At 71.1% G+C, this 24,556-nt stretch carries 19 protein-coding genes; 6 read left to right on the forward strand and 13 right to left on the reverse strand.

Annotated elements, in window-relative coordinates; all coding sequences use genetic code 11:
* Positions 1 to 122 precede the first annotated feature (122 nt).
* Together ACGFW6_RS17460 and ACGFW6_RS17465 are read right to left on the reverse strand one after the other, a co-directional pair.
* The gene (locus tag ACGFW6_RS17460; protein WP_393509913.1) at positions 123 to 1,799 is read right to left on the reverse strand and encodes a PucR family transcriptional regulator; all 1,677 of its coding nucleotides are present in this window, start codon (positions 1,797 to 1,799) and stop codon (positions 123 to 125) included.
* Between the two features lie 144 nt (positions 1,800 to 1,943).
* Positions 1,944 to 4,370, reverse strand: a complete 2,427-nt coding sequence (locus tag ACGFW6_RS17465) for an ATP/GTP-binding protein (RefSeq protein WP_393509915.1) — start codon at positions 4,368 to 4,370, stop codon at positions 1,944 to 1,946.
* Between the two features lie 286 nt (positions 4,371 to 4,656).
* On the opposite strand from ACGFW6_RS17465, the gene gabT reads away from it, so the two are divergent.
* Positions 4,657 to 5,991 carry a 4-aminobutyrate--2-oxoglutarate transaminase gene (gabT, locus tag ACGFW6_RS17470; protein ID WP_393509918.1) on the forward strand — a complete coding sequence of 445 codons (1,335 nt, stop codon included), beginning with the start codon at positions 4,657 to 4,659 and terminating at the stop codon, positions 5,989 to 5,991.
* 471 nt (positions 5,992 to 6,462) lie between these two features.
* On the forward strand, positions 6,463 to 7,047 hold the full coding sequence (locus ACGFW6_RS17475) for a phosphatase PAP2 family protein (RefSeq protein ID WP_393509921.1): 585 nt from the start codon (positions 6,463 to 6,465) through the stop codon (positions 7,045 to 7,047).
* Here the strand turns inward: ACGFW6_RS17475 and ACGFW6_RS17480 are convergent.
* The 8 genes from ACGFW6_RS17480 to ACGFW6_RS17515 form a co-directional block, all read right to left on the reverse strand.
* Complete coding sequence (locus ACGFW6_RS17480; RefSeq protein WP_393509924.1) at positions 6,986 to 8,779, reverse strand: chitinase; 1,794 nt, start codon at positions 8,777 to 8,779, stop codon at positions 6,986 to 6,988. The two genes, ACGFW6_RS17475 and ACGFW6_RS17480, sit on opposite strands and share 62 nt — an antisense overlap.
* Before the next feature lie 173 nt (positions 8,780 to 8,952).
* Positions 8,953 to 9,399: a hypothetical protein gene (locus tag ACGFW6_RS17485; RefSeq protein WP_393509927.1), complete on the reverse strand. Its 447-nt coding sequence runs from the start codon at positions 9,397 to 9,399 to the stop codon at positions 8,953 to 8,955.
* Positions 9,400 to 9,528: 129 nt separating this feature from the next.
* Positions 9,529 to 10,956, reverse strand: coding sequence for an NAD(P)/FAD-dependent oxidoreductase (locus ACGFW6_RS17490; RefSeq protein WP_393509930.1), 1,428 nt, complete (start codon positions 10,954 to 10,956; stop codon positions 9,529 to 9,531).
* A 22-nt stretch (positions 10,957 to 10,978) separates the two neighbouring features.
* A complete protein-coding gene (locus tag ACGFW6_RS17495; RefSeq protein ID WP_393509933.1) occupies positions 10,979 to 11,779 on the reverse strand; it encodes an ABC transporter permease in 801 nt (266 codons plus the stop codon).
* Positions 11,780 to 12,706 (reverse strand): ABC transporter permease, encoded by a 927-nt coding sequence (locus ACGFW6_RS17500; protein WP_393509936.1) that lies wholly within the window; start codon positions 12,704 to 12,706, stop codon positions 11,780 to 11,782.
* Positions 12,706 to 13,851, reverse strand: a complete 1,146-nt coding sequence (locus ACGFW6_RS17505) for an ABC transporter ATP-binding protein (RefSeq protein WP_393509939.1) — start codon at positions 13,849 to 13,851, stop codon at positions 12,706 to 12,708. Before ACGFW6_RS17505 ends, ACGFW6_RS17500 begins: the two co-directional genes overlap by 1 nt.
* A gap of 7 nt (positions 13,852 to 13,858) precedes the next feature.
* On the reverse strand, positions 13,859 to 15,106 hold the full coding sequence (locus tag ACGFW6_RS17510) for a PotD/PotF family extracellular solute-binding protein (RefSeq protein ID WP_393509942.1): 1,248 nt from the start codon (positions 15,104 to 15,106) through the stop codon (positions 13,859 to 13,861).
* A 70-nt stretch (positions 15,107 to 15,176) separates the two neighbouring features.
* Positions 15,177 to 16,712, reverse strand: a complete 1,536-nt coding sequence (locus tag ACGFW6_RS17515; protein ID WP_393509945.1) for a gamma-aminobutyraldehyde dehydrogenase — start codon at positions 16,710 to 16,712, stop codon at positions 15,177 to 15,179.
* A 167-nt stretch (positions 16,713 to 16,879) separates the two neighbouring features.
* Between ACGFW6_RS17515 and ACGFW6_RS17520 the strand changes: the two genes are divergently transcribed.
* On the forward strand, positions 16,880 to 17,464 hold the full coding sequence (locus tag ACGFW6_RS17520; protein WP_393509948.1) for an NADAR family protein: 585 nt from the start codon (positions 16,880 to 16,882) through the stop codon (positions 17,462 to 17,464).
* A 242-nt stretch (positions 17,465 to 17,706) separates the two neighbouring features.
* Here the strand turns inward: ACGFW6_RS17520 and ACGFW6_RS17525 are convergent, their stop codons facing one another.
* Positions 17,707 to 17,922, reverse strand: a complete 216-nt coding sequence (locus tag ACGFW6_RS17525) for a DUF4190 domain-containing protein (RefSeq protein ID WP_393509951.1) — start codon at positions 17,920 to 17,922, stop codon at positions 17,707 to 17,709.
* 891 nt (positions 17,923 to 18,813) lie between these two features.
* On the opposite strand from ACGFW6_RS17525, the gene ACGFW6_RS17530 reads away from it, so the two are divergent.
* Both ACGFW6_RS17530 and ACGFW6_RS17535 read left to right on the forward strand, forming a co-directional pair.
* The gene (locus ACGFW6_RS17530) at positions 18,814 to 19,932 is read left to right on the forward strand and encodes an adenosine deaminase (protein WP_393510828.1); all 1,119 of its coding nucleotides are present in this window, start codon (positions 18,814 to 18,816) and stop codon (positions 19,930 to 19,932) included.
* A gap of 55 nt (positions 19,933 to 19,987) precedes the next feature.
* Positions 19,988 to 20,665, forward strand: a complete 678-nt coding sequence (locus ACGFW6_RS17535; RefSeq protein WP_393509954.1) for a glycerophosphodiester phosphodiesterase — start codon at positions 19,988 to 19,990, stop codon at positions 20,663 to 20,665.
* Positions 20,666 to 20,884: 219 nt separating this feature from the next.
* On the opposite strand, the gene ACGFW6_RS17540 is transcribed toward ACGFW6_RS17535, so the two are convergent.
* Positions 20,885 to 22,543, reverse strand: a complete 1,659-nt coding sequence (locus tag ACGFW6_RS17540; protein ID WP_393509957.1) for an RNA polymerase sigma factor — start codon at positions 22,541 to 22,543, stop codon at positions 20,885 to 20,887.
* 246 nt (positions 22,544 to 22,789) lie between these two features.
* Here ACGFW6_RS17540 and ACGFW6_RS17545 point away from each other — a divergent pair, with 246 nt between their 5' ends.
* Positions 22,790 to 23,950 (forward strand): serine hydrolase domain-containing protein, encoded by a 1,161-nt coding sequence (locus tag ACGFW6_RS17545; RefSeq protein WP_393509960.1) that lies wholly within the window; start codon positions 22,790 to 22,792, stop codon positions 23,948 to 23,950.
* On the opposite strand, the gene ACGFW6_RS17550 is transcribed toward ACGFW6_RS17545, so the two are convergent.
* Positions 23,940 to 24,476: a hypothetical protein gene (locus tag ACGFW6_RS17550; RefSeq protein WP_393509962.1), complete on the reverse strand. Its 537-nt coding sequence runs from the start codon at positions 24,474 to 24,476 to the stop codon at positions 23,940 to 23,942. The genes ACGFW6_RS17545 and ACGFW6_RS17550 overlap by 11 nt on opposite strands.
* Between the last annotated feature and the right edge of the window lie 80 nt (positions 24,477 to 24,556).

Consider the following 24,556-nt stretch of genomic DNA (forward strand, 5'->3'; position numbering starts at 1 on the left):
TGCGGGGGTCCGGGGGCGGCAGCCCCCGGGGACGATGGGGGTCCCCCCGCTCGAGCGAAGCCGAGAGTGGGGGAGGGTAGGGGCGGCGGGGGCGAGAAGAGACCGGGCCGCAACCACCCCGCCTACTCCGTCGACGTCGCCTTCAGCGCCAGCCAGAGCTCCATCCGAACATCCGCATCGTCCAGCGACCGCCCGAGAATCTCCTCCACCCGCCGCATCCGGTACCGCAGCGTATGCCGGTGCACCCCCAGATCCGCAGCCGCCGCATCCCACTGCCCGTGCCGGGACAACCACGCCCGCAGCGAGGCGACCAGATCACCCCGCCCCGTCGCGTCATGCTCGTGCAGCGCCCGCAGCAACCCGTCGGCGAACGCCCGCACCGCGTCGTCCGCGAGCAGCGGCAGCACGGACCCCGCGGCCAGCTGCTCGTGCTCCACGAACACCCGCCCCCGCCGCCTGGCCACCGACAGCGCCTGCTCGGCCTGCTTGTACGCCCCCGCCGCGGCGATGGGCCCGGCCGGCGCCGACAGCCCGACGACCAGCTCGTCGTCGATGCCCCCGGGCTGCTCCGGTACGGCCCCCGAGCGCGCCGCCTCCAGCGCCGCCGCGTACTCCGCGCACGCCGTGACCGCCGCCCCGCCGTCCGCGGCCAGCACCACCAGCCGCGCGGTCTCGCCCTCGCCCTCCGGCACCACCAGCACGGCCTCCCCGGCACGGGCCGCCGCGGACTCGACGACCTCGGTGAGCGCACCCAGCGGATCACCGTTCGCCTCCGCCGCCGCGACCAGCGCCGCGGCGGACGCCTTGCTCGGCACCGCCCGCGCCCCGGAGTCCACGACCCGTGCGGCCGACACCGGGGCCGACTCGGCGACGATCACCCGGAACGGCGCGTCGAGCAGCTCGCCGTACAAGCTCCCGGCCACGGCCCGGGCGTGGTCCGGCTGCCCGGCGAGCAGCATCCGCAGCACCGCCGCGCCGATCCGCTGCTCGGCCGCCTGGAGGGACCGGGAGCGCTCGGTGGTCAGGGTCAGCAGGGCGATGGCCGAGTGGACGGCGTAGCGCTCCGCGGTGCCGAGGGCGGTCGCCGTTCCGACGGCCAGGGCGGCCCGGGGGCGCCGGCCGGTGCCCAGGCTGTGCAGTTCGACCCGGTCCTCGTTCTCCGGTCCGCCGACCACGGACGAGGCGGGCGCGGGCCGCTCGCGCAGCCGTTCCACGTCCGCCGTCAGCCGTGCCGCCCGCCGCCCGGCCCACTCGGGCGCCGTCGCGACGACGGCACCGGAGGCGTCGTACAGCGCCGCCCAGCCGTCGACCTGCGAGGCGAGCGCGGACAGCAGCCCTTCGGGGCCGTCGGTCAGGGCGTGCTTGGTCAGCTCCCGCTGGGCCGCGAAGCCCGCCGTCACCGCGCGGTACTGATCCGCCGCGATGGCCGCCGACACGGCCTTGCTGATGGCGAGGAAGGGGGTCCGGCGCGGCACCTCCAGCAGCGGAAGGTCCTCCTCCGTCGCCGCGTCGACCAGGGCCTCGGGGATGTCCTCGTAGTGGACGCCGACCGCGAAGCCGAGCCCGACCACGCCGGCGCCCACCAGGCGCCGCACATAGCGCCGCATCGCCTCGGGGTTCTCGGCGTCCAGCTTCAGCGCGGTGATCAGCAGCAGCTCCCCGCCCTCCATGTAGGGGACGGGATCGGTGAGCTCGCTGGCATGCGCCCAGCGCACGGGCACGTCCAGGCGGTCCTCGCCCGCCCGCACGGTCAGCTTCAGCGCGGAGTGATGGACGAGCGAGGAGAGCGTGGGGGGCATGCGGCCTTCAAGTCGGTGTGATCTCGATGATCGTCTGCGGGATCTCTGCGATCTCTGTGATCTTTTGGCCGCCGTGTATGAACGACCTGTGTCGATTCTGCCTCACCGTACGGTCCCCCGTGGCCCTGTGGCCGGATAACCCGGTCAGCCCCGCAGATCCACCAGCAGCGGTGGCGCGTGCTCTCCCTGGACGCTGGTGAGCGACAGCACGGCGTGCCCCGGCGGCACCCCGTGCGCCAGTTCGGAGGCCGACCACCGCTCCCGCTCCACCTGCCGCACGGTGACCGCCTCCGTCGTCACCGCCTTGCCGGTCACCAGCTTGCGCAGGGCGTGCATGGCCCGGGTCATCGGCTGGTCGGCGAAGACGGTGTGCCGGGCGACGTCCGTGGTCTCGACCCACTCCGTGCCCCAGGCATCGGCGAACCGGCTGCCGTCCCAGGTCGTCACCCCGGCCATGGCCATCCGGCAGCCGACCGCCCCGTACAGCGGCCCGTGCAGGGGCTCCGGCACGTCGGAGATCGTGCGCAGCGCGAGCACCGCACCGGCGTTCTGCGACCGCAGCCGCTGGATGCGCCGCACCGAGGTGGGGGTGACGGTGCCGGTGGCATCGTCCAGGACGAGGCTGACGAAGTGTTCGCGTGAGCCTTCACGCGCGACGCTCGCGAACTGCGCCAGCACCAGCCGGGCGATCAGGCGGGAGGCCTGCTCATGACCGTGCTCGGGCAGGTCGATACGGACGCGCAGCGGGTGGTGGGCGACGGCGCGCAGCGAGAACGGGCGGATCGTGTCGCCGCCCGAGCCGAAGAAGTCGGCGAACACGGGCCGGTCCAGCAGAGCAAGCCGGTCGGCGAGGGCCGGACCGGGGTCGCCGGCGGTACCGGCCTGCCGTGCCCGGGCCTCCAGTTCCCGGCGCATCGCCGCGTGCCGTTCGTCGTCGAGTCGCCGGCGCAGGTCGGAGAGGGCGGCCGGGTGCCCTTCCAGCAGTTCCCGCAGGACGGGCAGCGCAGGGAAGTGCCCGTACGCGGCACGGTAGGGGCCGAGGAGTTGGGCGAGGGCGGTGGCCGCACGCTCGGCGCCCACGGAGTCGAGATCCCCGGCCAGGGCCTCGGCGAGGAATCCGGCGGCCTCGTCGGCGTCGTCGGAGTCCGCATACGGGTCCAGGTCGTGCACGGAGGCGGGGTCGCCGACGCGCACCACGACGTCGTACGACGAATCCGCCCCGACCGGTGTGCCCGCGCTGGACACGACGACGACCGCGCAGCTGCCGGTGAGCGCCTGGAGCGCGAGGGACTCGACGACCGGCGCGATCACGTGCCGGGTCTTCCCGGCTCCCGACGGCCCTACGACCAGCATCGAGGTGCCCAGCGTCTCGGGCCCGAGAGCCGCGCCGACGCCGCCGTATGCCGGCGGTGTGCGCTCGGCGGCCGCCCACTGGCCGATGCGTACCTGTCCGGTGAGCAGATCGTGCCGGGCGGCGCGGCCGTGCAGGTCCCGGGCGCCGGAGGGATGGGTGAACGCCGCGGCGCCCTGACGGAGCACCGTGTCCGTGAAGACGGGGAGCCGGCCCTCGCGCCGGGCCCGGATCCAGCCGTGGTCGACACGAGCACAGTCCACGTCGTTCATCCGCCCGGCGAGTACCTCGGCGGTGAGCACCTCGGCAGCCTGGTGCTGTCCGGCCTCCCGCAGCTCGGGCCAGCGGGCGCGGGACTGCTCGGCGGCCGACGACGCGTCCTGCTGTCCTTCGGCGCGGCGGCGGGCTGCGAGCCGGCTCCGGACCAGGGACCACCAACCGCCGAGCCTGGCGAAGGGCCAGAGGACGGCAAGGGTGATGACGGTGTACAGCGCGTCCGTCGACCACGGCGACTCGTAGATCCCGTAGCCGTCACTGATCAGCGCGATCAGCGAGAACAGAGGGTTCACGACCGGCAGGGCGTCCCAGCCGACGCCGGGGAAGGCGTCCGGGAACACGAAGCTGAGGGTAACGAGGGCGCCGAGGGCGGCGAGCAGGGCGCGGGCGGGCTGGGGCCGGTGGCCCACCACGTGGCGGACGACGGCCGGCCAGCCACCCAGTCGGCCCACGGCGTAGACGAGCAGGGCGAAGAAGAGCCCGTTGTAGACCTGCAGCGCCTCCACGCCCGGGTACTGGATCGACTGGTCCTCCAGCCGTTTGGGCGAGGCGAGCGTGCCGCCCCACCACCAGTCGTCTGGGGTGAACAGCCGCAGGAACGTGTACTGGTACGGGATCGCGCCGCGCCGCCAGAAGGACCACACCACGAGCGCCACTGCGAGCGGGATCAGCATGCCGACGACGGTCACCGGAGCAAGCCGCTCCCCGTTCAGGCCCGCCTTCGGCATGCGGTAGCCGAAGCGCCAGATGCCGGTCCCGGCCTCGGGCCGGGCCTCGTCGAGCCAGGCGGCGACCGCCTCGCCCCGGTCGTGCTCCTGCTGTGGTGGCACCCCCGGTTCCCACGCAGGTCGCGGCGGCACCACCGGGGCCTCCGGCGGCATCGCCGGACGCGGCACAGGCGTCGCGTGTGTGCCCCGCGCGTCCTGCGTCCCGTCGCTGTCCATCGCCCTTGCCCCCTGACCAGCCGTTCCATCCGTGCCATCCACCATCAGCGAGTCAATCTAACGCCCTCTCCTGGGGAGTTCACCGCTTACACGGCCGACGGAACCCACCGAGATACTCCGGTGATCCTCGGGAACCCGGAAACGCACGGCACCGGCTCGCTATGTCCACCACGGACAACCGGCATCGCTGACAACGCCCACATGGAGCATGCCCACCCCCCACTCCCCGCCCTAGCCTGCGAGAAAAGAACAAGACAAGCGTCAGCAAAACCCCCAGGAGCCCCTCATGAGCGCAGTTCCGCAGGAGCGCCGCGTCGTCACCGCCATCCCCGGTCCGAAGTCGCAGGAGTTGCAGGCCCGCCGTACCGCCGCGGTCGCGCAGGGCGTGGGCTCCGTGCTGCCCGTCTTCACCGCGCGCGCGGGTGGCGGCATCCTCGAGGACGTCGACGGCAACCGGCTCATCGACTTCGGTTCGGGTATCGCCGTGACCAGCGTCGGCGCCTCCGCCGAGGCCGTCGTACGCCGGGCGTCCGCCCAGCTCGCGGACTTCACCCACACCTGTTTCATGGTCACGCCGTACGAGGGGTACGTCGAGGTCGCCGAGGCCCTCGCCGAGCTGACGCCCGGTGACCACGCCAAGAAGTCCGCGCTGTTCAACTCCGGCGCCGAGGCCGTCGAGAACGCGGTCAAGATCGCGCGCGCCTACACCAAGCGCCAGGCCGTCGTCGTGTTCGACCACGGCTACCACGGCCGGACGAACCTGACCATGGCGCTGACCGCGAAGAACATGCCGTACAAGCACGGCTTCGGTCCGTTCGCGCCCGAGGTCTACCGCGTCCCGGTCGCCTACGGCTACCGCTGGCCGACCGGTGCCGAGAACGCCGGCCCGGAGGCCGCCGCGCAGGCCATCGACCAGATCACCAAGCAGGTCGGCCCGGACAACGTCGCCGCGATCATCATCGAGCCGGTGCTCGGCGAGGGCGGCTTCATCGAGCCGGCCAAGGGCTTCCTGCCCGCGATCCGCCAGTTCGCCGCCGACAACGGCATCGTCTTCGTCGCCGACGAGATCCAGTCCGGCTTCTGCCGCACCGGCCAGTGGTTCGCGTGCGAGGACGAGGGCATCGTCCCCGACCTGATCACGACGGCGAAGGGCATCGCCGGCGGCCTCCCGCTGGCCGCCGTCACCGGCCGCGCCGAGATCATGGACGCCGCTCACGCGGGCGGCCTGGGCGGCACCTACGGCGGCAACCCCGTCGCCTGCGCCGGTGCGCTCGGCTCCATCGAGACGATGAAGGAGCTGGACCTCAACGCCAAGGCCAAGAACATCGAGGCGATCATGAAGGCCCGCCTGGACGCCATGGCCGAGAAGTTCGACATCGTCGGCGACGTCCGCGGCCGTGGCGCGATGATCGCCATCGAGCTGGTCAAGGACCGCACCACCAAGGAGCCGAACCCGGAGGCGACCGCCGCGCTGGCCAAGGCCTGCCACGCCGAGGGCCTGCTGGTCCTGACCTGTGGCACTTACGGCAACGTGCTGCGCTTCCTGCCGCCGCTGGTCATCGGCGAGGACCTGCTGAACGAGGGCCTCGACATCATCGAGCAGGCCTTCGCCCGCATCTGAGGCCCCAGGGAAACCACTGGTGGGAGACGGGGTTCCGCTCCCGGGAACCCCTTGCGCCCCGGCCGTGACGACTCCGTCGATTCCGGGGCCGGGGCCACGTTAGTCAGAGCGTGTGAAGAAGGTGTGCGAGGTGGATGTCAGGACGCGATTCCGTCTGTCTAACGCCCTCGCCCTGCCGTAGGTTCTAAGCAGATGAGAGATACACCCCGCCCAGAGGGGACTCTGGGCGACTTCAGGCCGTGGCCTCCCCAGCTTCGACCTGGTCGTGCCCTCGCGCACACACCCGGAGCTTCCGGCTCCGGATCTCCTCACCGATCGGACAGTCGCCCGCCCCAAACCCCCCGGGGCGCGCGACCATCCGATCCGGACGGCCGCCTCGGAACTACCCCCCCTGTTCCGGGGCGGCCGACCTCCCTCTCTCTCCTTCTCGGGCTTCCGGCCCTTCTTTTCGCGCTCATCACCTGGCAGGTGATGGCCGACGGCCCGCTGACCGACCTCGACGAGGCGGCCAGCAGGGCCCTGATCCACCCCGACCGCCTCTCCGAGCTCCTCGCCGACCTGGGCAATGTGCCGGTCGCCGTGCCGGTCCTCGCGGTCGTCCTCGTGTACGTCACCTGGCGGCATCGCCGCACCGGTACAGACCACTGGTGGTGGCCGGCGGCCGCGGCGGCCGTGCTGATGGCGCTGGTCCCGGTCCTGATCGTTCCCCTCAAGGAACTCACCGACCGCCCGGGCACCCCGGCCGTACCGCCCGCCACCGGTTACTACCCCTCGGGCCACACGGCCACGGCAGCCGTCGCGTACGGCGCCGCGGCCCTGCTCCTCCTCCCCTGGCTGCGCTCCGCGGTCGCCCGCCGCACCACCCTCGCGGTGTGCGCCGCCCTCAACCTGGGCGTCGCCTTCGGCCTGGTCCGGCGCGGCTACCACTGGCCACTGGACGTGGTGGCCAGTTGGTGCCTCGGTACGGTGCTGATCACGCTGCTGTGGCTGTTCCTCAGCCGAAGTAGCCGTCGAACGTCCGCTGGAACTCCCAGTTCGAGTAGCGGTCCCAGTTGATCGACCACGTCATCAGGCCGCGCAGGGCCGGCCAGGTGCCGTGGGTCGCGTAGGAACCGCAGTTGGTCTTCCTGGTGAGGCAGTCGAGGGCCTTGGTGACCTCGGCCGGGGGGACGTGCCCGTTGCCCGCGTTGGTCGACGCCGGCATGCCGATGGCGACCTGGTCGGGGCGCAGCGGCGGGAAGACGTTGTTCGCGTTGCCGGCGACCGGGAAGCCGGTCAGCAGCATGTCGGTCATGGCGATGTGGAAGTCGGCGCCGCCCATGGAGTGGTACTGGTTGTCCAGGCCCATGATCGGTCCCGAGTTGTAGTCCTGGACGTGCAGGAGTGTCAGGTCGTCGCGCAGGGCGTGGATGACCGGCAGGTACGCACCCGCTCGGGGGTCCTGGCCGCCCCACTGGCCGGTGCCGTAGTACTGGTAGCCGAGCTGGACGAAGAAGGTCTCCGGGGCCATGGTCAGCACGAAGTCGTCGCCGTACTTGGCCTTCAGGGTCTTCAGCGCCGCGATGAGGTTGACGATCACCGGGGTCTTCGGGTTCTTGAAGTCGGTGTCGTCGGCGTTCAGGGACAGGGAGTGGCCCTCGAAGTCGATGTCCAGGCCGTCGAGGCCGTACTCGTCGATGATCTTCGAGACGGACGTGACGAAGGTGTCCCGCGCGGCCGTGGTGGTCAGCTGTACCTGGCCGTTCTGGCCGCCGATCGAGATCAGGACCTTCTTGCCGGCAGCCTGCTTGGTCTTGATCGCCGCCTTGAAGTCGGCGTCGGACTCGACGTTCGGGCACTCGGCCACCGGGCAGCGGTCGAAGCGGATGTCGCCGGAGGTGACGGAGGTGGGTTCGCCGAAGGCCAGGTCGATGACGTCCCAGCTGTCGGGGACGTCGGCCATGCGCGTGTAACCGGAGCCGTTGGCGAAGCTCGCGTGGAGGTAGCCGACCAGGGCGTGCGCCGGGAGGTCGGTGCCCGGGCCGTCGGGGCCCGCGATGGTCGTGGCGGTCACGGTGGCCGACTTCGCCGACTCGCCCGCGTCGTTCACCGCCGCGACCTGGAAGCCGTACGCGGTGGAGGGCGAGAGTCCCCCGACGGTCGCCGAAGTGCCGGTCACCGTCTGGACCTTGGCGCCGTTGCGGTAGACGGCGTAGCTCGTCGCGCCCGCCACCGGCGACCAGGACAGGGCGATGCTCGTCGCGGCGATCGCGCCGGTCCTCAGTCCGGTCGGCGCGGTGGGCGGCTGACCCGCGTCCACACCGGGTCCGACCAGGGATATGTCGTCGGCCTGGTAGGCGCCGGTGCCGTACCAACCGTGGGTGTAGAGGGTGACGCGGGTGGTGGAGGGGCCCGTGCGGAAGGTCGTCGTCAGCTGCTGCCAGGAGGGGGCGGACTGGGTCCAGGCGGAGACGTCGGTGGTGCCGGTGCCGCTCGCGCCGAGGTAGACGTAGGCGCCGCGGACGTATCCGGACAGCGTGTACTGGGAGTCCGGTTTCACGGTCACCGTCTGGGCGCACCGGGCGTTGTCGGCGCCGGCCGGGGTGGCCTGGAGTGCCGAGGCGCCGCTGCGGACGGGTGAGTTGACGGTGGTACCGGCCGTGCAGGTCCAGCCGTCGAGGCCGGATTCGAAGCCGCCGTTGCGGGCGAGGTCGGCGTCGGCCGCACGGGCGGCCGACGAGAGCGCGGTGAGGCCGGGCAGGGTCACTGCCGCGGCGGTGAGGAGGGCGAGCGGTCTGAAGCGATCCACAAGTGCCTCCGGGGCTGGGGGATGTGGAGGGCTGGAGCGCACTCAACTTGGTCCAGACCAATCCGGGTTGTCAAGACACTGGACGGTTCGGCAACACCCCCAAGGGGCGCGGGGAACTGCGCGACCAGCCACAACGCACCCGCGGCCGACACACAACCCGGCGCGGCTCCCCCCTAGTCTTCATCGGCCAGGCCGGCGGCGGCCTCGTGCATCGCCAGTTCGAGAAGCGCCGGGTCGGTGAGGGTTCCGGTGCCGTCCGGCGCGACCAGCCAGCGCACCCCTCCGGTGGCCCGGCCCGGGTACGGCACGACGATCCAGGTGCCGGCCCCGACCGTGCGGATGCCGGTGCCGAGCCAGCGGGCGGCCGTGCCGGGCGGTACGAAGAAGCCCATCCGGGAGTCGCCGAAGTCGACCAGGACCGGGCCGAGTTGGTCGATGATGCGGGTGAGGACGTCGAGCGTGGGATAGCCCAGCTCACCCGGCAGGATGAGCACGTCCCAGGCCTTGCCGGCGGGCAGCAGTGCCACCCCGAGGGGATTGCGCTCCCACTCCCAGCGGCAGGCCTCGGGGTCCGGAGCCACGGACGCCAGCCACTCGACCGCCGTTTTCGCCCCTGTCATGACGGTGACCTCCCTCTCTGTCGTGGACGCCCGATCGCGTCACGAGGGAGAGGGAGGTCACCGGCCGGCATTACGCGAGTTTTCGCGACCAGTTCAAAAAATGATCCAGGTCACTTCACTCACGGCTCATCAGCTGTCGAAGCCCAGGCCCAGCCTGTCCATCGCCTTCAGCCACAGATTGCGCCGGCCACCGTGCGCGTCGGCGCGGGCCAGCGACCACTTGGTGAGGGCGATGCCGGTCCAGGCGAAGGGCTCCGGCGGGAACGGCAGCGGCTTCTTGCGGACCATCTCCAGCTCCGTGCGCTCGGTGCGCTCCCCCGCCAGCAGGTCCAGCATCACGTCGGCGCCGAACCGGGTCGAGCCGACACCGAGCCCCGTGTAGCCGGCCGCGTAGGCCACCTTGCCCTGATGCGCCGTGCCGAAGAACGCCGAGAAGCGCGAGCAGGTGTCGATGGCGCCGCCCCACGCGTGCGTGAAGCGCATGCCCTCCAGTTGCGGGAAGCAGGTGAAGAAGTGCTCCGCGAGCTTGGCGTAGGTCTCCGGGCGGTCGTCGTACTCGGCACGCACCCGGCCGCCGTACGGGTAGATCGCGTCGTAGCCGCCCCACAGGATGCGGTTGTCGGCGGAGAGCCGGAAGTAGTGGAACTGGTTCGCCGAGTCGCCGAGGCCCTGGCGGTTCTTCCAGCCGATCGACGCGAGTTGCTCGTCGGTGAGCGGCTCGGTCATCAGGGCGTAGTCGTAGACCGGGACGGTGTAGGCCCGCACCCGCTTGACCAGGCTCGGGAAGATGTTCGTGCCGAGCGCGACCTGGCGGGCACGGATCCGGCCGTACGGGGTGCTGACGGCCATGCCGGCGCCGTACGGCTTGAGGGTGAGGGCGGGGGTGTGCTCGCGGACGCGGACGCCGAGGTCCATGCACGCCCGCTTCAGGCCCCAGGCCAGCTTGGCGGGGTTGACCATGGCGACGCCCCGGCGGTCGTAGAGGCCGGCCTGGAAGGTCGGTGAGTCGACCTGCGCCCGCACGGCCTCGGCGTCCAGGAACTCGACGCCCTCGGCGAGGCCCTTCTCGCGCAGTTCCTCGTACCAGTCGCGCAGTTCCCGCGCCTGGTACGTCTCGGTGGCGACGTCGATCTCGCCGGTGCGCTCGAAGTCGCAGTCCAGGTGGTAGCGGGCGACCGCCTGCTCGATCTCGTCGAGGTTGCGCCTGCCGAGCTCCTCCAGCTTGTGGATCTCGTCCGGCCAGCGGGTCAGCCCGTTGGGCAGGCCGTGGGTGAGGGAGGCTGCGCAGAAGCCGCCGTTGCGGCCGGAGGCGGCCCAGCCCACCTCACGGCCTTCGACCAGGACGACGTCCCGCTGCGGATCGCGCTCCTTGGCGATGAGCGCGGTCCACAGTCCGCTGTAGCCGCCGCCGACGACCAGCAGGTCACAGGTCTCGGCGGTGGTGAGGGCGGGCTCGGGGCGGGGGCGGCCCGGGTCGTCCAGCCAGTACGGGACCGGCTGGGCTTCGGAAAGGGATGTGTTCCAGTTGGTGCCACGACTCATGGCGCTTGGGGCCATGATTTCAACTCCCTACAGCGGTTTATGCCTTTTGCTTGGTGCGGCGATTACTGATGGCCATGGAGACCAGGACGAACAGTACGGCGATGATGAACATGGCCGTACCGATGACATTGATCTGAACGGGCGTTCCGCGCTGGGCCGAGCCCCAGACGAACATCGGGAAGGTGACGGTGGAGCCCGCGTTGAAATTGGTGATGATGAAATCGTCGAAGGAGAGCGCGAAGGCCAGCAGCGCGCCCGCCGCGATGCCGGGGGCGGCGATCGGCAGGGTGACCCTGACGAACGTCTGGACCGGGCCGGCGTAGAGGTCCTGCGCGGCCTGCTCCAGCCTCGGGTCCATCGACATCACGCGCGCCTTGACGGCGGTGACGACGAAGCTCAGGCAGAACATGATGTGCGCGATGAGGATCGTCCAGAAGCCGAGCTGAGCACCCAGGTTGAGGAACAGGGTGAGCAGCGAGGCGGCCATGACGACCTCGGGCATCGCCATCGGCAGGAAGATCAGCGAGTTCACCGCGCCGCGTGCGCGGAAGCGGTAGCGGACCAGCGCGAAGGCGATCAGCGTGCCCAGCAGCGTGGCGCCGATGGTCGCCCAGAACGCGATCTGGAGGCTGACCGACAGCGAGCCGCACAGGTCGGAGACTCCGCACGGGTCCTGCCATGCGGCCGTGGAGAACTCCTGCCATTCGTAGTTGAAACGCCCCTTCGGTTTGTTGAAGGAGAAGATCGTCACAATGACGTTGGGGAGCAGGAGATAGGAAAGCGTCAGCAGTCCCGCGATGACGACGAGATTGCGCTTGAGCCAGTTGACGACGGTCATTTAAACCAGATCCTCCGTGCCGGACCTGCGGATGTAGAGCGTCACCATGACGAGGATGGCGGCCATGAGGATGAAGGACAGGGCCGCGGCCGTCGGATAGTCCAGGATCCGCAGGAACTGCGTCTGGATGACGTTGCCGACCATGCGGGTGTCCGTGGAGCCCAGCAGGTCGGCGTTGACGTAGTCACCGGCCGCCGGGATGAAGGTCAGCAGCGTGCCGGAGACGACGCCCGGCATCGACAGCGGGAAGGTGACCCTGCGGAAGGTGGTGACGGGCTTCGCGTACAGGTCACCGGCCGCCTCGTGCAGCCGTGGGTCGATGCGCTCCAGCGAGGTGTAGAGCGGCAGGACCATGAACGGCAGGAAGTTGTACGTCAGACCGCAGACCACCGCCAGCGGCGTGGCCAGCACGCGGTCGCCCTCGGTCATGCCGAGCCAGGTGGTGACGTCCAGGACGTGCAGCGTGTTGAGGGCGCCGACGACGGGGCCGCCGTCCGCGAGGATCGTCTTCCAGGCGAGGGTGCGGATCAGGAAGCTGGTGAAGAACGGCGCGATCACCAGGATCATGATCAGGTTCCGCCAGCGGCCCGCGCGGAAGGCGATGAGGTACGCCAGCGGGTAGCCGAGCAGCAGACACAGGATCGTCGCCGAGCCGGCGTAGAGCACCGAGCGCAGGAACTGCGGGTAGTACTCGGACAGGGCGTCCCAGTAGGTCGCGAAGTGCCAGGTGACCTTGTAGCCCTCCTCCAGGGAGCCCGTCTGCACGGACGTGGAGGCCTGGTAGATCATCGGCATCGCGAAGAAGATCAGCAGCCACAGGATGCCGGGGAGCAGGAGCCAGTACGGCGTCCAACGTCCCCTCTTGCGCGGTGGCCTGGGTTCCTCGGGAGCCGGCGCCAGGGGTGGCGCCTCGGTGACTGTCGCCATCAGACCCCCGCCTCTTCCTGGATCCCGGCGTCGATGTCCTGGGCGGCGTCGAGGCCGAAGGTGTGCGCCGGGTTCCAGTGCAGGACGACCTCGGCGCCGGGCACGAGCCGGGTGTCGCGGTCGATGTTCTGGGCGTAGACCTCGAACTCGGGGCAGACGGGGCTGTCGACGACGTACTGCGTGGAGACGCCGATGAAGGAGGAGTCGGCGATCCGGCCGGTGATGCGGTTGCGGCCCTCCGGTATCTCCCCGGCGTCCTCGGCGGGAAGGAGGGAGATCTTCTCGGGGCGTACGCCGACCAGCACCTTGCCGCCGGTCGTCGTGGGCGCGGAACATCGCGCCCCGGGCAGCAGCAGCTTGCCGCCGCCGGCCTTCAGCACGATGTCGTCACCGCTCTTGGAGTCGACCTCGGCCTCGATGAAGTTGGAGGTGCCGAGGAAGTTGGCGACGAAGGTGGTGCGCGGGTTCTCGTAGAGGTCGGCCGGCGAGCCGAGCTGCTCGACACGGCCCGCGTTCATCACGGCGACCGTGTCGGCCATCGTCATGGCCTCCTCCTGGTCGTGCGTGACATGGACGAAGGTGATGCCGACCTCGGTCTGGATGCGCTTGAGCTCCAGCTGCATCTGACGGCGCAGCTTGAGGTCGAGGGCGCCGAGGGGCTCGTCGAGGAGGAGCACCTTGGGGTGGTTGATCAGCGCGCGGGCGACGGCGACGCGCTGCTGCTGGCCACCGGAGAGCTGGTGCGGCTTCTTGCGGGCCTGCTCGCCGAGCTGGACGAGTTCGAGCATGTCCTCGACCTGCTTCTTCACGCTCTTGATGCCGCGCCGGCGCAGACCGAAGGCGACGTTCTCGAAGATGTCGAGGTGCGGGAAGAGGGCGTACGACTGGAAGACCGTGTTCACGGGCCGCTTGTACGGCGGGAGCGCGGTCACGTCCTGCTCGCCGAGGTGGACGGTGCCGGCGGAAGGTTCCTCCAGACCGGCGATCATGCGCAGGGTGGTGGTCTTCCCGCAGCCGGAGGCGCCGAGCAGGGCGAAGAAGGAGCCCTGGGGCACGGTGAGGTCGAGCGGATGCACGGCGGTGAAGGAGCCGTAGGTCTTGGCTATGCCGGAGAGGCGGACGTCGCCGCTGGTGTCGTTGGTCATGGTGTGGTCACGCCCCTGTGAGCTTCGCGAACTTCTCTTCGTAGGCCGTCTCTTCCTTCGAGCTCAGTGAGCGGAAGGCACGGGACTGCGCCTGCATGGCCTTGTCGGGGAGGATCAGCGGGTTGTTCGCCGCGTCCTCGTCGATCTTCGCGAGCTCTTCCTTCACGCCGTCCACGGGACAGACGTAGTTGATGTAGGCGGCGAGCTCGGCGGCTGCCTTCGGCTCGTAGTAGTAGTCGATCAGCCGCTCGGCGTTCGTCTTGTGACGGGCCTTGTTGGGGACGAGCATGTTGTCGCTCGACGTCATGTAGCCGCTGTCCGGGATCAGGAAGTCGATGTCCGGGCTGTCGGCCTTGAGCTGTACGACGTCACCGGCCCAGGCGAGGCATGCCGCGAAGTCCCCGCTGGTGAGGTCGGAGGTGTAGTCGTTGCCGGTGAACCGGCGGATCTGCTTGCTGTCGACGGCCTTCTGGAGCCGGGCGACCGCCGCGTCGTAGTCGTCGTCGGTGAACTTGGCGGGGTCCTTGTCCATGTCGAGCAGCGTCATCCCGATGGTGTCGCGCATCTCGGTGAGCAGCCCGACCCGGCCCTTGAGCTTGGGGTTGTCGAGCAGGTCGGAGAGCGACTTCACCTCGACGCCGTCGAGCGCCTTCTTGTTGTAGGCGATGACGGTCGAGATGCCCTGCCAGGGATAGGAGTAGGCCCGCCCCGGGTCCCAGTCGGGTTCGCGGAACTGCTGGGACAGGTTGGCGAAGGCGTGCGGCAGGTTCGACGGGTCGAGTTTCTGGACCCAGCCGAGGCGTATGAGACGTGCGGCGAGCCAGTCGGTGAGGACGACTATGTCCCGGCCGGTGTCCTGCCCCGCCGCCAGCTGCGGCTTGATCTTCCCGAAGAACTCGTTGTTGTCGTTGATGTCCTCGGTGTACTTGACCTTGATGCCGGTCCGCTTCGTGAACTGCTCCAGCGTCGGGTGGTGCTTGCCGCTGTCGTCGACGTCCATGTACTCGGTCCAGTTGGAGAAGCTGACCTCCTTCTCCTTGGCCGAGTGGTCCTCGGAGGACGTGCCGCCCTCGGTCTTGCCGGCCGCGGGAATCCCGCAGGCGCTGAGCGTGCCCAGTCCGCCCACCGCGAGCGCGCCGCCCGCGGAGGCGCGCAGCAGGCTACGGCGGGTCATGGCCGCCCTGCCGTTGCGGAGGCTGCGCCGCATGGCGGCCACTTGGGCCGGGGAGAGGCGGTCGGGCTCGTACTGCTCCATGCGCTTGGTGCCCTTTCGGGAGGGGGACGGCCGGACGCGGGTCGGGCGCCGGCCGTGCCTGCTGATCTGGCTATCGGTCCCCGAAGACGGTGCGGTGCCAGTCCTTCGCGGCCACCGCGGTGTTGTCGAACATGACGTGTTTGATCTGGGTGTACTCCTCGAAGGAGTACGCGGACATGTCCTTGCCGAAGCCGGACGCCTTGTAGCCGCCGTGCGGCATCTCGCTGATGATCGGGATGTGGTCGTTGACCCACACGCACCCGGCCTTGATCTCGCGCGTGGCACGGTTCGCCCGGTAGACGTCCCGGCTCCACGCGGAGGCGGCCAGTCCGTACGGGGTGTCGTTGGCCAGCCGGATCCCCTCGTCGTCGCTGTCGAACGGGAGGACGACCAGTACCGGGCCGAAGATCTCGGACTGGACGATCTCGCTGTCCTGGGCGGCGTCGGCGACGAGCGTGGGCAGATAGTACGCGCCCGCCTCCAGCTCTCCCTTCGGCGCGGCGCCGCCGGTGACCACGCGCGCGTAGCCGCGCGCACGCTCGACGAAGCCGGCGACCCGGTCGCGCTGGACGTGGGAGATCAGCGGCCCGAGGTCGGTGCCCGCGGCGAACGGGTCGCCGAGCCGGACGCTCTCCATCAGCGCGGCGGTGCGCTCGACGAACGCCTCGTACAGCGGCCGCTGCACGTACGCGCGTGTGGCGGCCGTGCAGTCCTGCCCGGTGTTGATGAGCGAGCCCGCGACGGCGCCGTGGGCGGCGGCCTCCAGGTCGGCGTCGTCGAAGACCACGAACGGCGCCTTGCCGCCGAGCTCCAGGTGGATCCGCTTGACGGTGGCGGTCGCGATCTCCGCGACGCGCTTGCCGACGGCGGTGGAGCCGGTGAAGGAGGTCATGGCGACGTCGGGATGACCGACGAGACGCTCTCCGGCTTCCTTCCCCGTGCCGGTGACGATGTTGATGACACCGTCCGGGATGCCGGCGTCCGTGGCGGCCCGGGCGAACAGCAGGGAGGTGAGCGGGGTGAGCTCGGCGGGCTTCAGCACGATGGTGTTGCCCGCGGCGATCGCCGGGAGGATCTTCCAGGCGGCCATCTGGAGGGGGTAGTTCCAGGGCGCGATGGATCCGACGACGCCGATGGGCTCACGGCGGACGTACGAGGTGTGATCCCCGGAGTACTCCCCGGCGGACTGCCCCTGCAGGTGCCGGGCGGCGCCGGCGAAGTAGGCGGTGTTGTCGATGGTCCCCGGCACGTCGAACTCACGCGTCAGCTTCAGCGGCTTGCCGCACTGGAGGGACTCCGCACGGGCGAATTCCTCGGCGCGTTCGGCCAGCACACCGGCGAAGCGGTGCAGCGCGTCGGACCGCTCGCCGGGGGTGGCGCCGGACCAGCCGGGGAAGGCGGCGCGGGCGGCGGCGACGGCCGCGTCGACGTCATCGGCGCCGGCCAGGTCGTAGGTGTACACCTCCTCGCCCGTGGCGGGATCGACGACGGCGTGGGTACGCCCCGAGGTCCCCTTCGCCGACCGGCCCGCGATGAACTGCGCGCCGTCCGCGAAGCGGTCCTGGGCCGGGAATCGTTCCGGGGTGGCGGTGCCCGGGTTGTGCATGTCGCTCCCTCCGCGCCCCAGAAGGGGCCGGCGTGGCTCAGGCTCGAATTGAGTGCCGATCCTGACAGAGCAGCAGGACTCCAACAAGTGATTCCGTTGTTGCCTTTTGGTTACGCGACGGAATCTGTCGACCAGGTGTCGAGTGGGCCTGGAAAACCGAGGACGGAATGTCGGTGGTGCGTGCCAGACTCGGCCCTATGGCGAAGATCGATTCTTGGGATGTCCTGATTCAGGAGGTCCGCTCGGGGGCGAGAGTCAGGTATCTCCACTTCTGGGGACACCGACCGCAGCCCGACGGCCGTGTCGGCGCGAGCTGTCTGAGCCAGTGGTGGCCCTCCCCCTTCACGGTGTCCGGCGTGTCCTACGCGACCGCGGAGCACTGGATGATGGCGGAGAAGGCACGACTGTTCGAGGACCCGGACGCCGAACGACAGGTACTGGCCGCCGACCACCCCTCCCTGGCGAAGAAGGCCGGACGGCTGGTCCGGGGGTTCGACGACACGGCATGGGAACGGGAGCGGTTCCGCATAGTCGTCGAGGGCTCGGTCCACAAGTTCGCCGCCCACCCGGAACTCCGGGCCTTCCTGCTGGGCACCGGGGACCGCGTACTGGTCGAGGCGAGCCCGGTCGACCGGGTATGGGGGATCGGGCTGGCGGCCCAGGACGACGGCGCGGGCGACCCGGAGCGGTGGCGGGGGCCGAATCTGCTGGGCTTCGCACTGATGGAGGCACGGGAGCGGCTGCGGGGTTGATCCCGCCCGGCCGGCTCTTCACGCCGGTCCGCACTTTTCAGCCCGTCCGGCGTTCGTGTGCACGGCCGATGACGACAGCCGGTCCCCGCCCTTTTCAGCCCGTCCGGCATTTGAGGACGAGGCCGTTCAGGCCGATGCGGGGGTCCGGGGGCGGCAGCCCTCGGGGACGATGGGGGTCCCCCCGCTCGAGCGAAGCCGAGAGTGGGGGAGGGCAGGGGCGGCGGGGGGAAACCCGGCAACCCCTACGCCCCCGTGGCAACCAGCAACACCAGCAACCCCACCCCCAGGGCCACCCCCGCGACCCCACAGATGATCCCGGCCAACGCCTGCCCCGGATTCGTCGCCTCTCCCCGCCGCGCCTTACCCCGCCCCACCGCCCCGAAGATCACCGCAAGCACCCCCACCACAATGGCCACCGGCCACAGACAGAAGATCACGGCGGAGATGATCCCGAGCACCAGCCCGGCCGTACCCATCCCATTGCTCGGCAACGGCTGCATCCCCGGCCACCCGTAGTAGCCGGGCCCACCCGGCCCCGGCACGGGATAGCCGGGCCCACCCGGCCCACCGACGGCCGGATAACCGGGCCCGCCCGGATAGCCGTACGGCACCTGCCCGGGCCCGTCGGGCGCGATCGGCGGCAGAGGCACGGGCTCGCCGTGAGCGGCGTAGGGAACGGACGCGGTCGGCGGCACAAAGGGATTCCCCGGCGTGGCTCCCGGCGGCGCGAAGGGATCGCCCCCCGAGCCACCCACCCCCGGCGCACCGGCATGCGGCGCCGGCGAAGGGTTCACCCAGGGCGACCCCGGCACGGCGTCCCGCGGCTCCCCCACCGCCCCCGAGGACGGCATCGACGTGACCGTCCGCTGGTCGTGCACGGAAGGCGCGGCCCAGCCCGGAGGGTCGTTCGAGGCAAGGGTGTACCCGGGCCCAGCGGGCTCACCGGGACGCGACTGCCCATCCGAGACCGGCGGCGCCCAGGGATCCACCGAGCTCTGTCCACCTTGCGGGACCGCCCCGGCCGCCGCCCCGGCACCCGGCGCCGCCCCTCCCGGCTTGTCGAAGGAGGCCCCTGTGTCGAGGGAGGTCCCCTTGTCGAAGGAGGCCCCTGTGTCGAGGGAGGGCCCCTTGTCGAGCGAGGTCCTGGCCGCCTCCCCCTCCGAAGCCGCCGCCCCGGAGCCACCCGGCGCGGCGAACCCCCCGGCAGCCGCCTCCCCCGGCGCTTCCGGCGTCTGCGCGTCGTCGGACATGCGCGGGACCCCCCTCTGTCGTACGTGCCGTCATGCTAAGGCCCTCGCATCGCCGCCGCGGGACCGGCCTACGATGATCCCCGAGTCACCGATCAGCCGATCACCGCGCCCCGCCGGCCACGAACCGGGCGGAAGGCGCCGTTCCGGGGAGGAACCTTGACCGACCATCTCGTCGACGCCCGCGTCCCGCGTGACCTGCACGCCTTCATCGCCGGACTGCCCAAGGCCGAACTGCACGTCCACCACGTCGGCTCCGCCTCTCCCCGCATCGTCGCGGCACTCGCCGCCCGCCACCCCGACTCCAAGGTCCCCACGGACCCGGAGGCGCTCGCGGACTACTTCACGTTCACGGACTTCGCCCACTTCATCGACGTGTACCTGTCCGTCGTGGACCTGATCCGCACCCCGGAGGACGTACGTCTGCTGACGTACGAGGTGGCCCGCGACCTGGCCCGGCAGCAGGTGCGCTACGCCGAGCTGACCATCACGCCGTTCTCCTCCACCCGCCGCGGCATCGACGAGCGCGCGTTCATGGACGCCATCGAGGACGCCCGCAAGGCGGCCGAGGCCGAGTTCGGCACCGTGCTGCGCTGGTGCTTCGACATCCCCGGCGAGGCCGGTCTGGAGTCCGCCGAGGAGACCGCGCGGCTCGCCACCGACGACCGGTTGCGCCCGGAGGGGCTGGTCTCCTTCGGACTCGGCGGGCCCGAGATCGGCGTGCCGAGGCCGCAGTTCAAGCCGTACTTCGACCGGGCCATCGCCGCCGGCCTGCACTCGGTGCCGCACGCCGGTGAGACGACCGGCCCGGAGACCGTCTGGGACGCCCTCACCCACCTGCGCGCCGAGCGCATCGGCCACGGCACCAGCTCCGCGCAGGACCCGAAGCTGCTCGCCCATCTCGCCGAGCACCGGATCGCGCTGGAGGTGTGCCCGACCTCGAACATCGCGACGCGCGCGGTGCGCACGCTGGACGAGCACCCGATCAAGGAGTTCGCGAAGGCCGGGATCATCGTCACGATCAACTCCGACGACCCGCCGATGTTCGGCACCGACCTCAACAACGAGTACGCGGTCGCCGCCCGCCTCCTCGACCTGGACGAGCGGGGTCTGGCCGATCTCGCGAAGAACGCCGTGACCGCGTCGTTCCTCGACGAGCCCGGAAAGGCCCGGATCGCCGAGGAGATCGACACGTACACGGCGAACTGGCTCGCACCCTGACCCGGCCGCGCCCGCACGTCCCCGCACCGGCCTCCGCCCCCACCAGAATGGCCTCATGCTGAACGTGACCGCCGTGGCCCATCGCGGCGACCCCTATCGCGTCCGCGAGAACACGCTCGACTCGCTGCGCTCCGCACTCGCCCTGGGTGCGGACGCGGTGGAGGTCGACGTACGTCTCACGAGGGACGGCGTGCCCGTGCTGCTGCACGACGAGACGCTGAAGCGTCTGTGGGAGCAGGACCGGCCGCTGCGCGCGCTGTCGGCGGCGGAGGTGCGAGGGCTGACGGAGGGCGGGGTGCCGACGCTGGCGGAGGCTCTCGCGGTGTGCGAGGGGACCCGGGTCATGCTCGACCTGCCGGGCAGGCCCGACGTGCGGGCGGCGCGCCGGATCGTGGACATCGTCCGGGAGTGCGGGGCCCAGGACCGGGTGTACTACTGCGCGGACGCCTCCGCCATGCTCGCCGTGCGGGCGGCCGACCCGGCCGCCGAGATCGCGCTGACCTGGACGACGCTGGCGCCACCGCGGCCCGGTCTGCTGGACGCGGTGCGCCCCCGCTGGCTGAACTACCGCTTCGGCCTGGTCGACCACGCCCTCGCCGAGCGCGTCCACCGGGGCGGTCATCTGCTGTCGGTCTGGACCCCGGACACCCGGCGCTCGATCCGCCGGCTGCTGGACGTCGGCGTCGACTCGATCACGACGAACCGCCTCGAAGTCCTCCTCGGCCTGCGCTAGCGCTCCGCTGGGTGGGCCGCCGTCGTGTCGTACGTCAGCTGCGGCTTCGTGGTGGCTGATCGCGCAGTTCCCCGCGCCCCTTCGGGGCGCTGACGAACACCAGGCGGCGCAGAGGTGGTGCCGCCTCGGGCAACGCCCCAGGGGCGCGGGGAACTGCGCGACCGGCCACGACGGCGTCGCAGCTGACGGACGACCTGACGCGGCGCACCCAGCGGAGCGTCACCGTACGGCGGACTCCTGCGGAACCGTCGCCGCGTCCGCCGGCGTCGCCCGCGTGACGTACTGCGGGACCGGCGCGGTGTCCTCGCCGGTGTCGCGGACCAGGCCGTAACGGATCGCGCCCTGGTCGGGGCCGGTCCGTACATCCTTGTCGGCCGCCTCCCAGGTGGACGGGAAGACGATCACGCCGTAGTCGGCGCCCCGTTCGTTCTGGTGGAGGGTGACCGAGCCGCTGAGGTAGAAGTACTCGTTCTGCCACATCTGCTGCGTGCCGTCCGGCAGGACCGTGTAGCCGGTGGCGGGGCCGCCCATCCCGGTGGTGTCCGGACCGGTGGTGTCGTCCATGCGGCGGCCGCCGCCGGACGCGACATGGAACAGCTTGCCTTTCAGGCCGGTCCAGGTCGGCATGACCAGTGCGCCGGGCCGTGACTGCGGGGAGATCTGCCAGCGCACCAGGACATATCCCTGGCCGCTGAGCGTCACCGCTTCGCCCCGGTGCTGCATGACGGCCTTCGCACCCCAGGTGCTGGTGACGCCCGACTCGGGCCGGTGGGGCAGGCTCCCGGGCACGGCGTCCGGATCGGGGGCCGGCTCGACGGCGTCGACGACCGTGCCGTACAACTCGGCCCTCCGCGTCGGTGACGGCGGTGGCGTCCCCGACGGTGACACGGCCGCTGTGGGCGTCGGGGACGGTGGCCGGGCGGTGCTCGCCGCGGTGGGGGCGGCCGTACGCGGCGGTGGCAGGTCGGGGGGCCGGGTGACGACGTAGGCGCCGCCCGCGACGAGCGTCGCGCCGGCCGTGACCGCGACGACGGGCTGGGTGAGGGCGGCCATCGCCTTGGCGGACCAGCCGGCGGAGACCGCCGTCGCCGCGGCCGCCGTCTTGCCGCCGAACGCCAGGGACAGCGTGAAGCCGACCGGGACGGGGACGAGGGCGATACCGGCGAGGAGCCGCTCCGCCGGTACGACGGCCTCGCGGGTGTCGCCGCAGTAGCCGCAGCCCCTGACGTGCCGGGCCAGCCGCTTGCGCCAGACCGAGTCGGGGCGGCCGTTCCAGCGGGCGGTCACCTCGCGCAGGTCGGAGCAGGCGCCGTCCAGCGCGCGCACGATGCCCCGAGCGGTCTCCAGCCGCTCCTTCACGCGCTGCACCCGCACCGCCGCGTGCTGCCGGCTGATCCCGGCCGCGGCGGCGAGTTCACGCCGGGTCAGCTCGCCCGCGACCTCCAGCCACCACAGCGACAGCAGCCGGCGGTCCTCGTCGTCCAGCCAGCGCACGGCCTCCGCGACCTCGCGTCGCTGGCCCTCCAACTGCAGCCGCAGCACCGTCAGTTCGGCGAAGTCGGCGGTCTCGTGGGCGGCGGACTCGTCGAGGTGCGCGGGCTGTCTGCGGCGGGCACGGTCCCGTACCTGCCGCATGGCGATGGCGACGAGCCAGGAGCGGAAGCTGTCCGGGTCCCGCAGCGAGGCGAGGTTGCCGACCGCGCGCAGCATGGTCTCCTGGACGACGTCGTCGACGTCGGCGTGACCGTTGAGGGCCCGCCCGACCACGTTGTAGACCAGCGGCAGCCAGCCCTCGACCAGTTCGTCCAGGGCCTGCCGGTCCCCGGCCTGCGCCGCCGCGATGGTGGAGCGCCACTGCCGGCCGGCTCGCTCGTCCACCTGCGTCCTCTCCCGACTCGTCGGAGATCACATTCCATGAGTGGAGACGGGCGAGGGCGCCGGCGATAACACTTTTCCGCCGGCCGGCGTCCCGTAAGGGCGATCCCTCACAACACCCTTGTCGGGCAGGGCACTTGCTCCGGGCTCCCCCAGGGTCGCAGCCCCTCCTCACCGACGATCCGCAGCAGGACCGTACGGCCCGACGATGATCACGGACATCCCACCGACCGATTCCAGGAGCAACAGATGCCCGTACGTCCGCTTCCCGCCCTCCTCACCTCCGCGCTCGCCCTCACCCTGGCCGCACTGCCGCTCGCCGGGACGGCCTCCGCGCGGCCCGCGTCATCGTCCTGTTCCGCGCACGCCATCGAGACGGCCCCGACGAGCGGCCCCGACGTCAAGGCCCTGTGCGCCGCACTCGCCGGGCTGCCCGACAAGGACGCCACCGCCGCGCTGATCCGCGTGGGCGGCAAGGGAAGCTGGCACGGGGCGGCCGGTGTGCGGGACCTGCGGACCGGGGCGCCGGCGCTCGAGAACGCCCGCTTCCGGGCCGGCTCCACGACGAAGATCGTGACCGCCGCGATCGTGCTGCAGCTCGCCGCCGAGGGACGGATCTCGCTCGACGGGACGGTGCAGCGCTATCTGCCCGGCCTGCTCACCAAGGACTTCGCGCCCATCACCGTACGGCAGTTGCTGAACTTCACCAGCGGCCTGCAGCCGGGGGCCTCGCTCGGCGAGGACGTGGACGACGGCTACCCGCACCGCTTCGAGACGCTGACCCCCGAGGAGGTGGTGGCCGCGTCGGTCGCCAAGGGCCCGGACCCGGACCACGCGCCCGGCACGCACCAGCGGTACGGCAACATCCACTACACCGTCCTGGGCCTGCTGATCGAGAAGGTCACCGGCGACTCCCTCGCCCAGCAGGCGGCCGTACGGATCTTCCGCCCGCTCGGCATGCGGCACACCTCGTTCCCGGCGGGCCCCGACCCGCGGATCCACGGGCCCCACAACCGCGGCTACGACTGGATCGACGGCAAGCTGGTCGACGTGACCGAGTGGAACATGTCGGACCGGTTCGCGGCCGGCGACATGATCTCGACGACGGCCGACCTGGAGCGCCTGGTGTTCGCGCTGTTCCGCGGCCAGGTGGTGCCCGAGCCGCAGTTGGCGGAGATGTTCACGGTTCCCGACATCGAGGGGGCCACGATGGGCGCCGCGTTGGAGCGTTTCGAGCTGGGCGGCCGGGAGATCTGGGGAAAGACGGGTGCCCGCCCCGGCTATCACACCGTGATCGCGGCCACCCGTGACCTGTCCCGGACGGTCGTCTACTCCGTCAACTCCACCGACGCGAAGGGCGACGGCCTGGCCATCGCCCAGCGCTTCGCCTTCCCCGCGTTCAACCGCTGACGGCGGCGGCAGCGGCCGGGGGCGCCGACGGCGCGGTCAGCGCCTCCAGCCGCTTGATCTTCCCGCGCACGACGTACAGCGGGATCACCCCGAAGACGCCGAAGGACATGTCGATCACCGACCACCAGAAGGGGATGTCGCGGATCGGCCCGCAGATCAGGGCCAGCGGGATGACGCCGGCGCAGGCGATCATCCCGAACTCGACGACCCAGATGTTGCGGACCGGGTCGCGGTAGGGCCCGTAGAAGGCGACGGCGATGACGAGGTGCGCGAAGGCCAGCCAGTCGGTGCCGTAGAGCAGGAACGGGTGGTCGGCGTCGGCGGTGTCGAGCCCGCGCCGGACGCGCTCGATCCAGTCCATCAGGCCGGGGAGGTGGTCCGGCACGGACAGGGCGCGCAACAGGTCCTCGGTCCAGCGCAGTTCGTGGACGAGGGGGAAGGCCGTGGCGCCGCTGAGCACCAGGCAGACGACGAAGAAGGCCAGCCACACGCGGATGCCCTTGAGCAGGGCGGCTCTGTCGCTCATGGGGTCAGCGTATACCTGGAGTTGAACGCGTTCAAAACTTGTTTCGGCTGCGGAGCCCGAACCGGTGGCCGCCATGCGGT

Source organism: Streptomyces sp. Y7 (genome assembly GCF_043195415.1).
Lineage (GTDB): Bacteria > Actinomycetota > Actinomycetes > Streptomycetales > Streptomycetaceae > Streptomyces.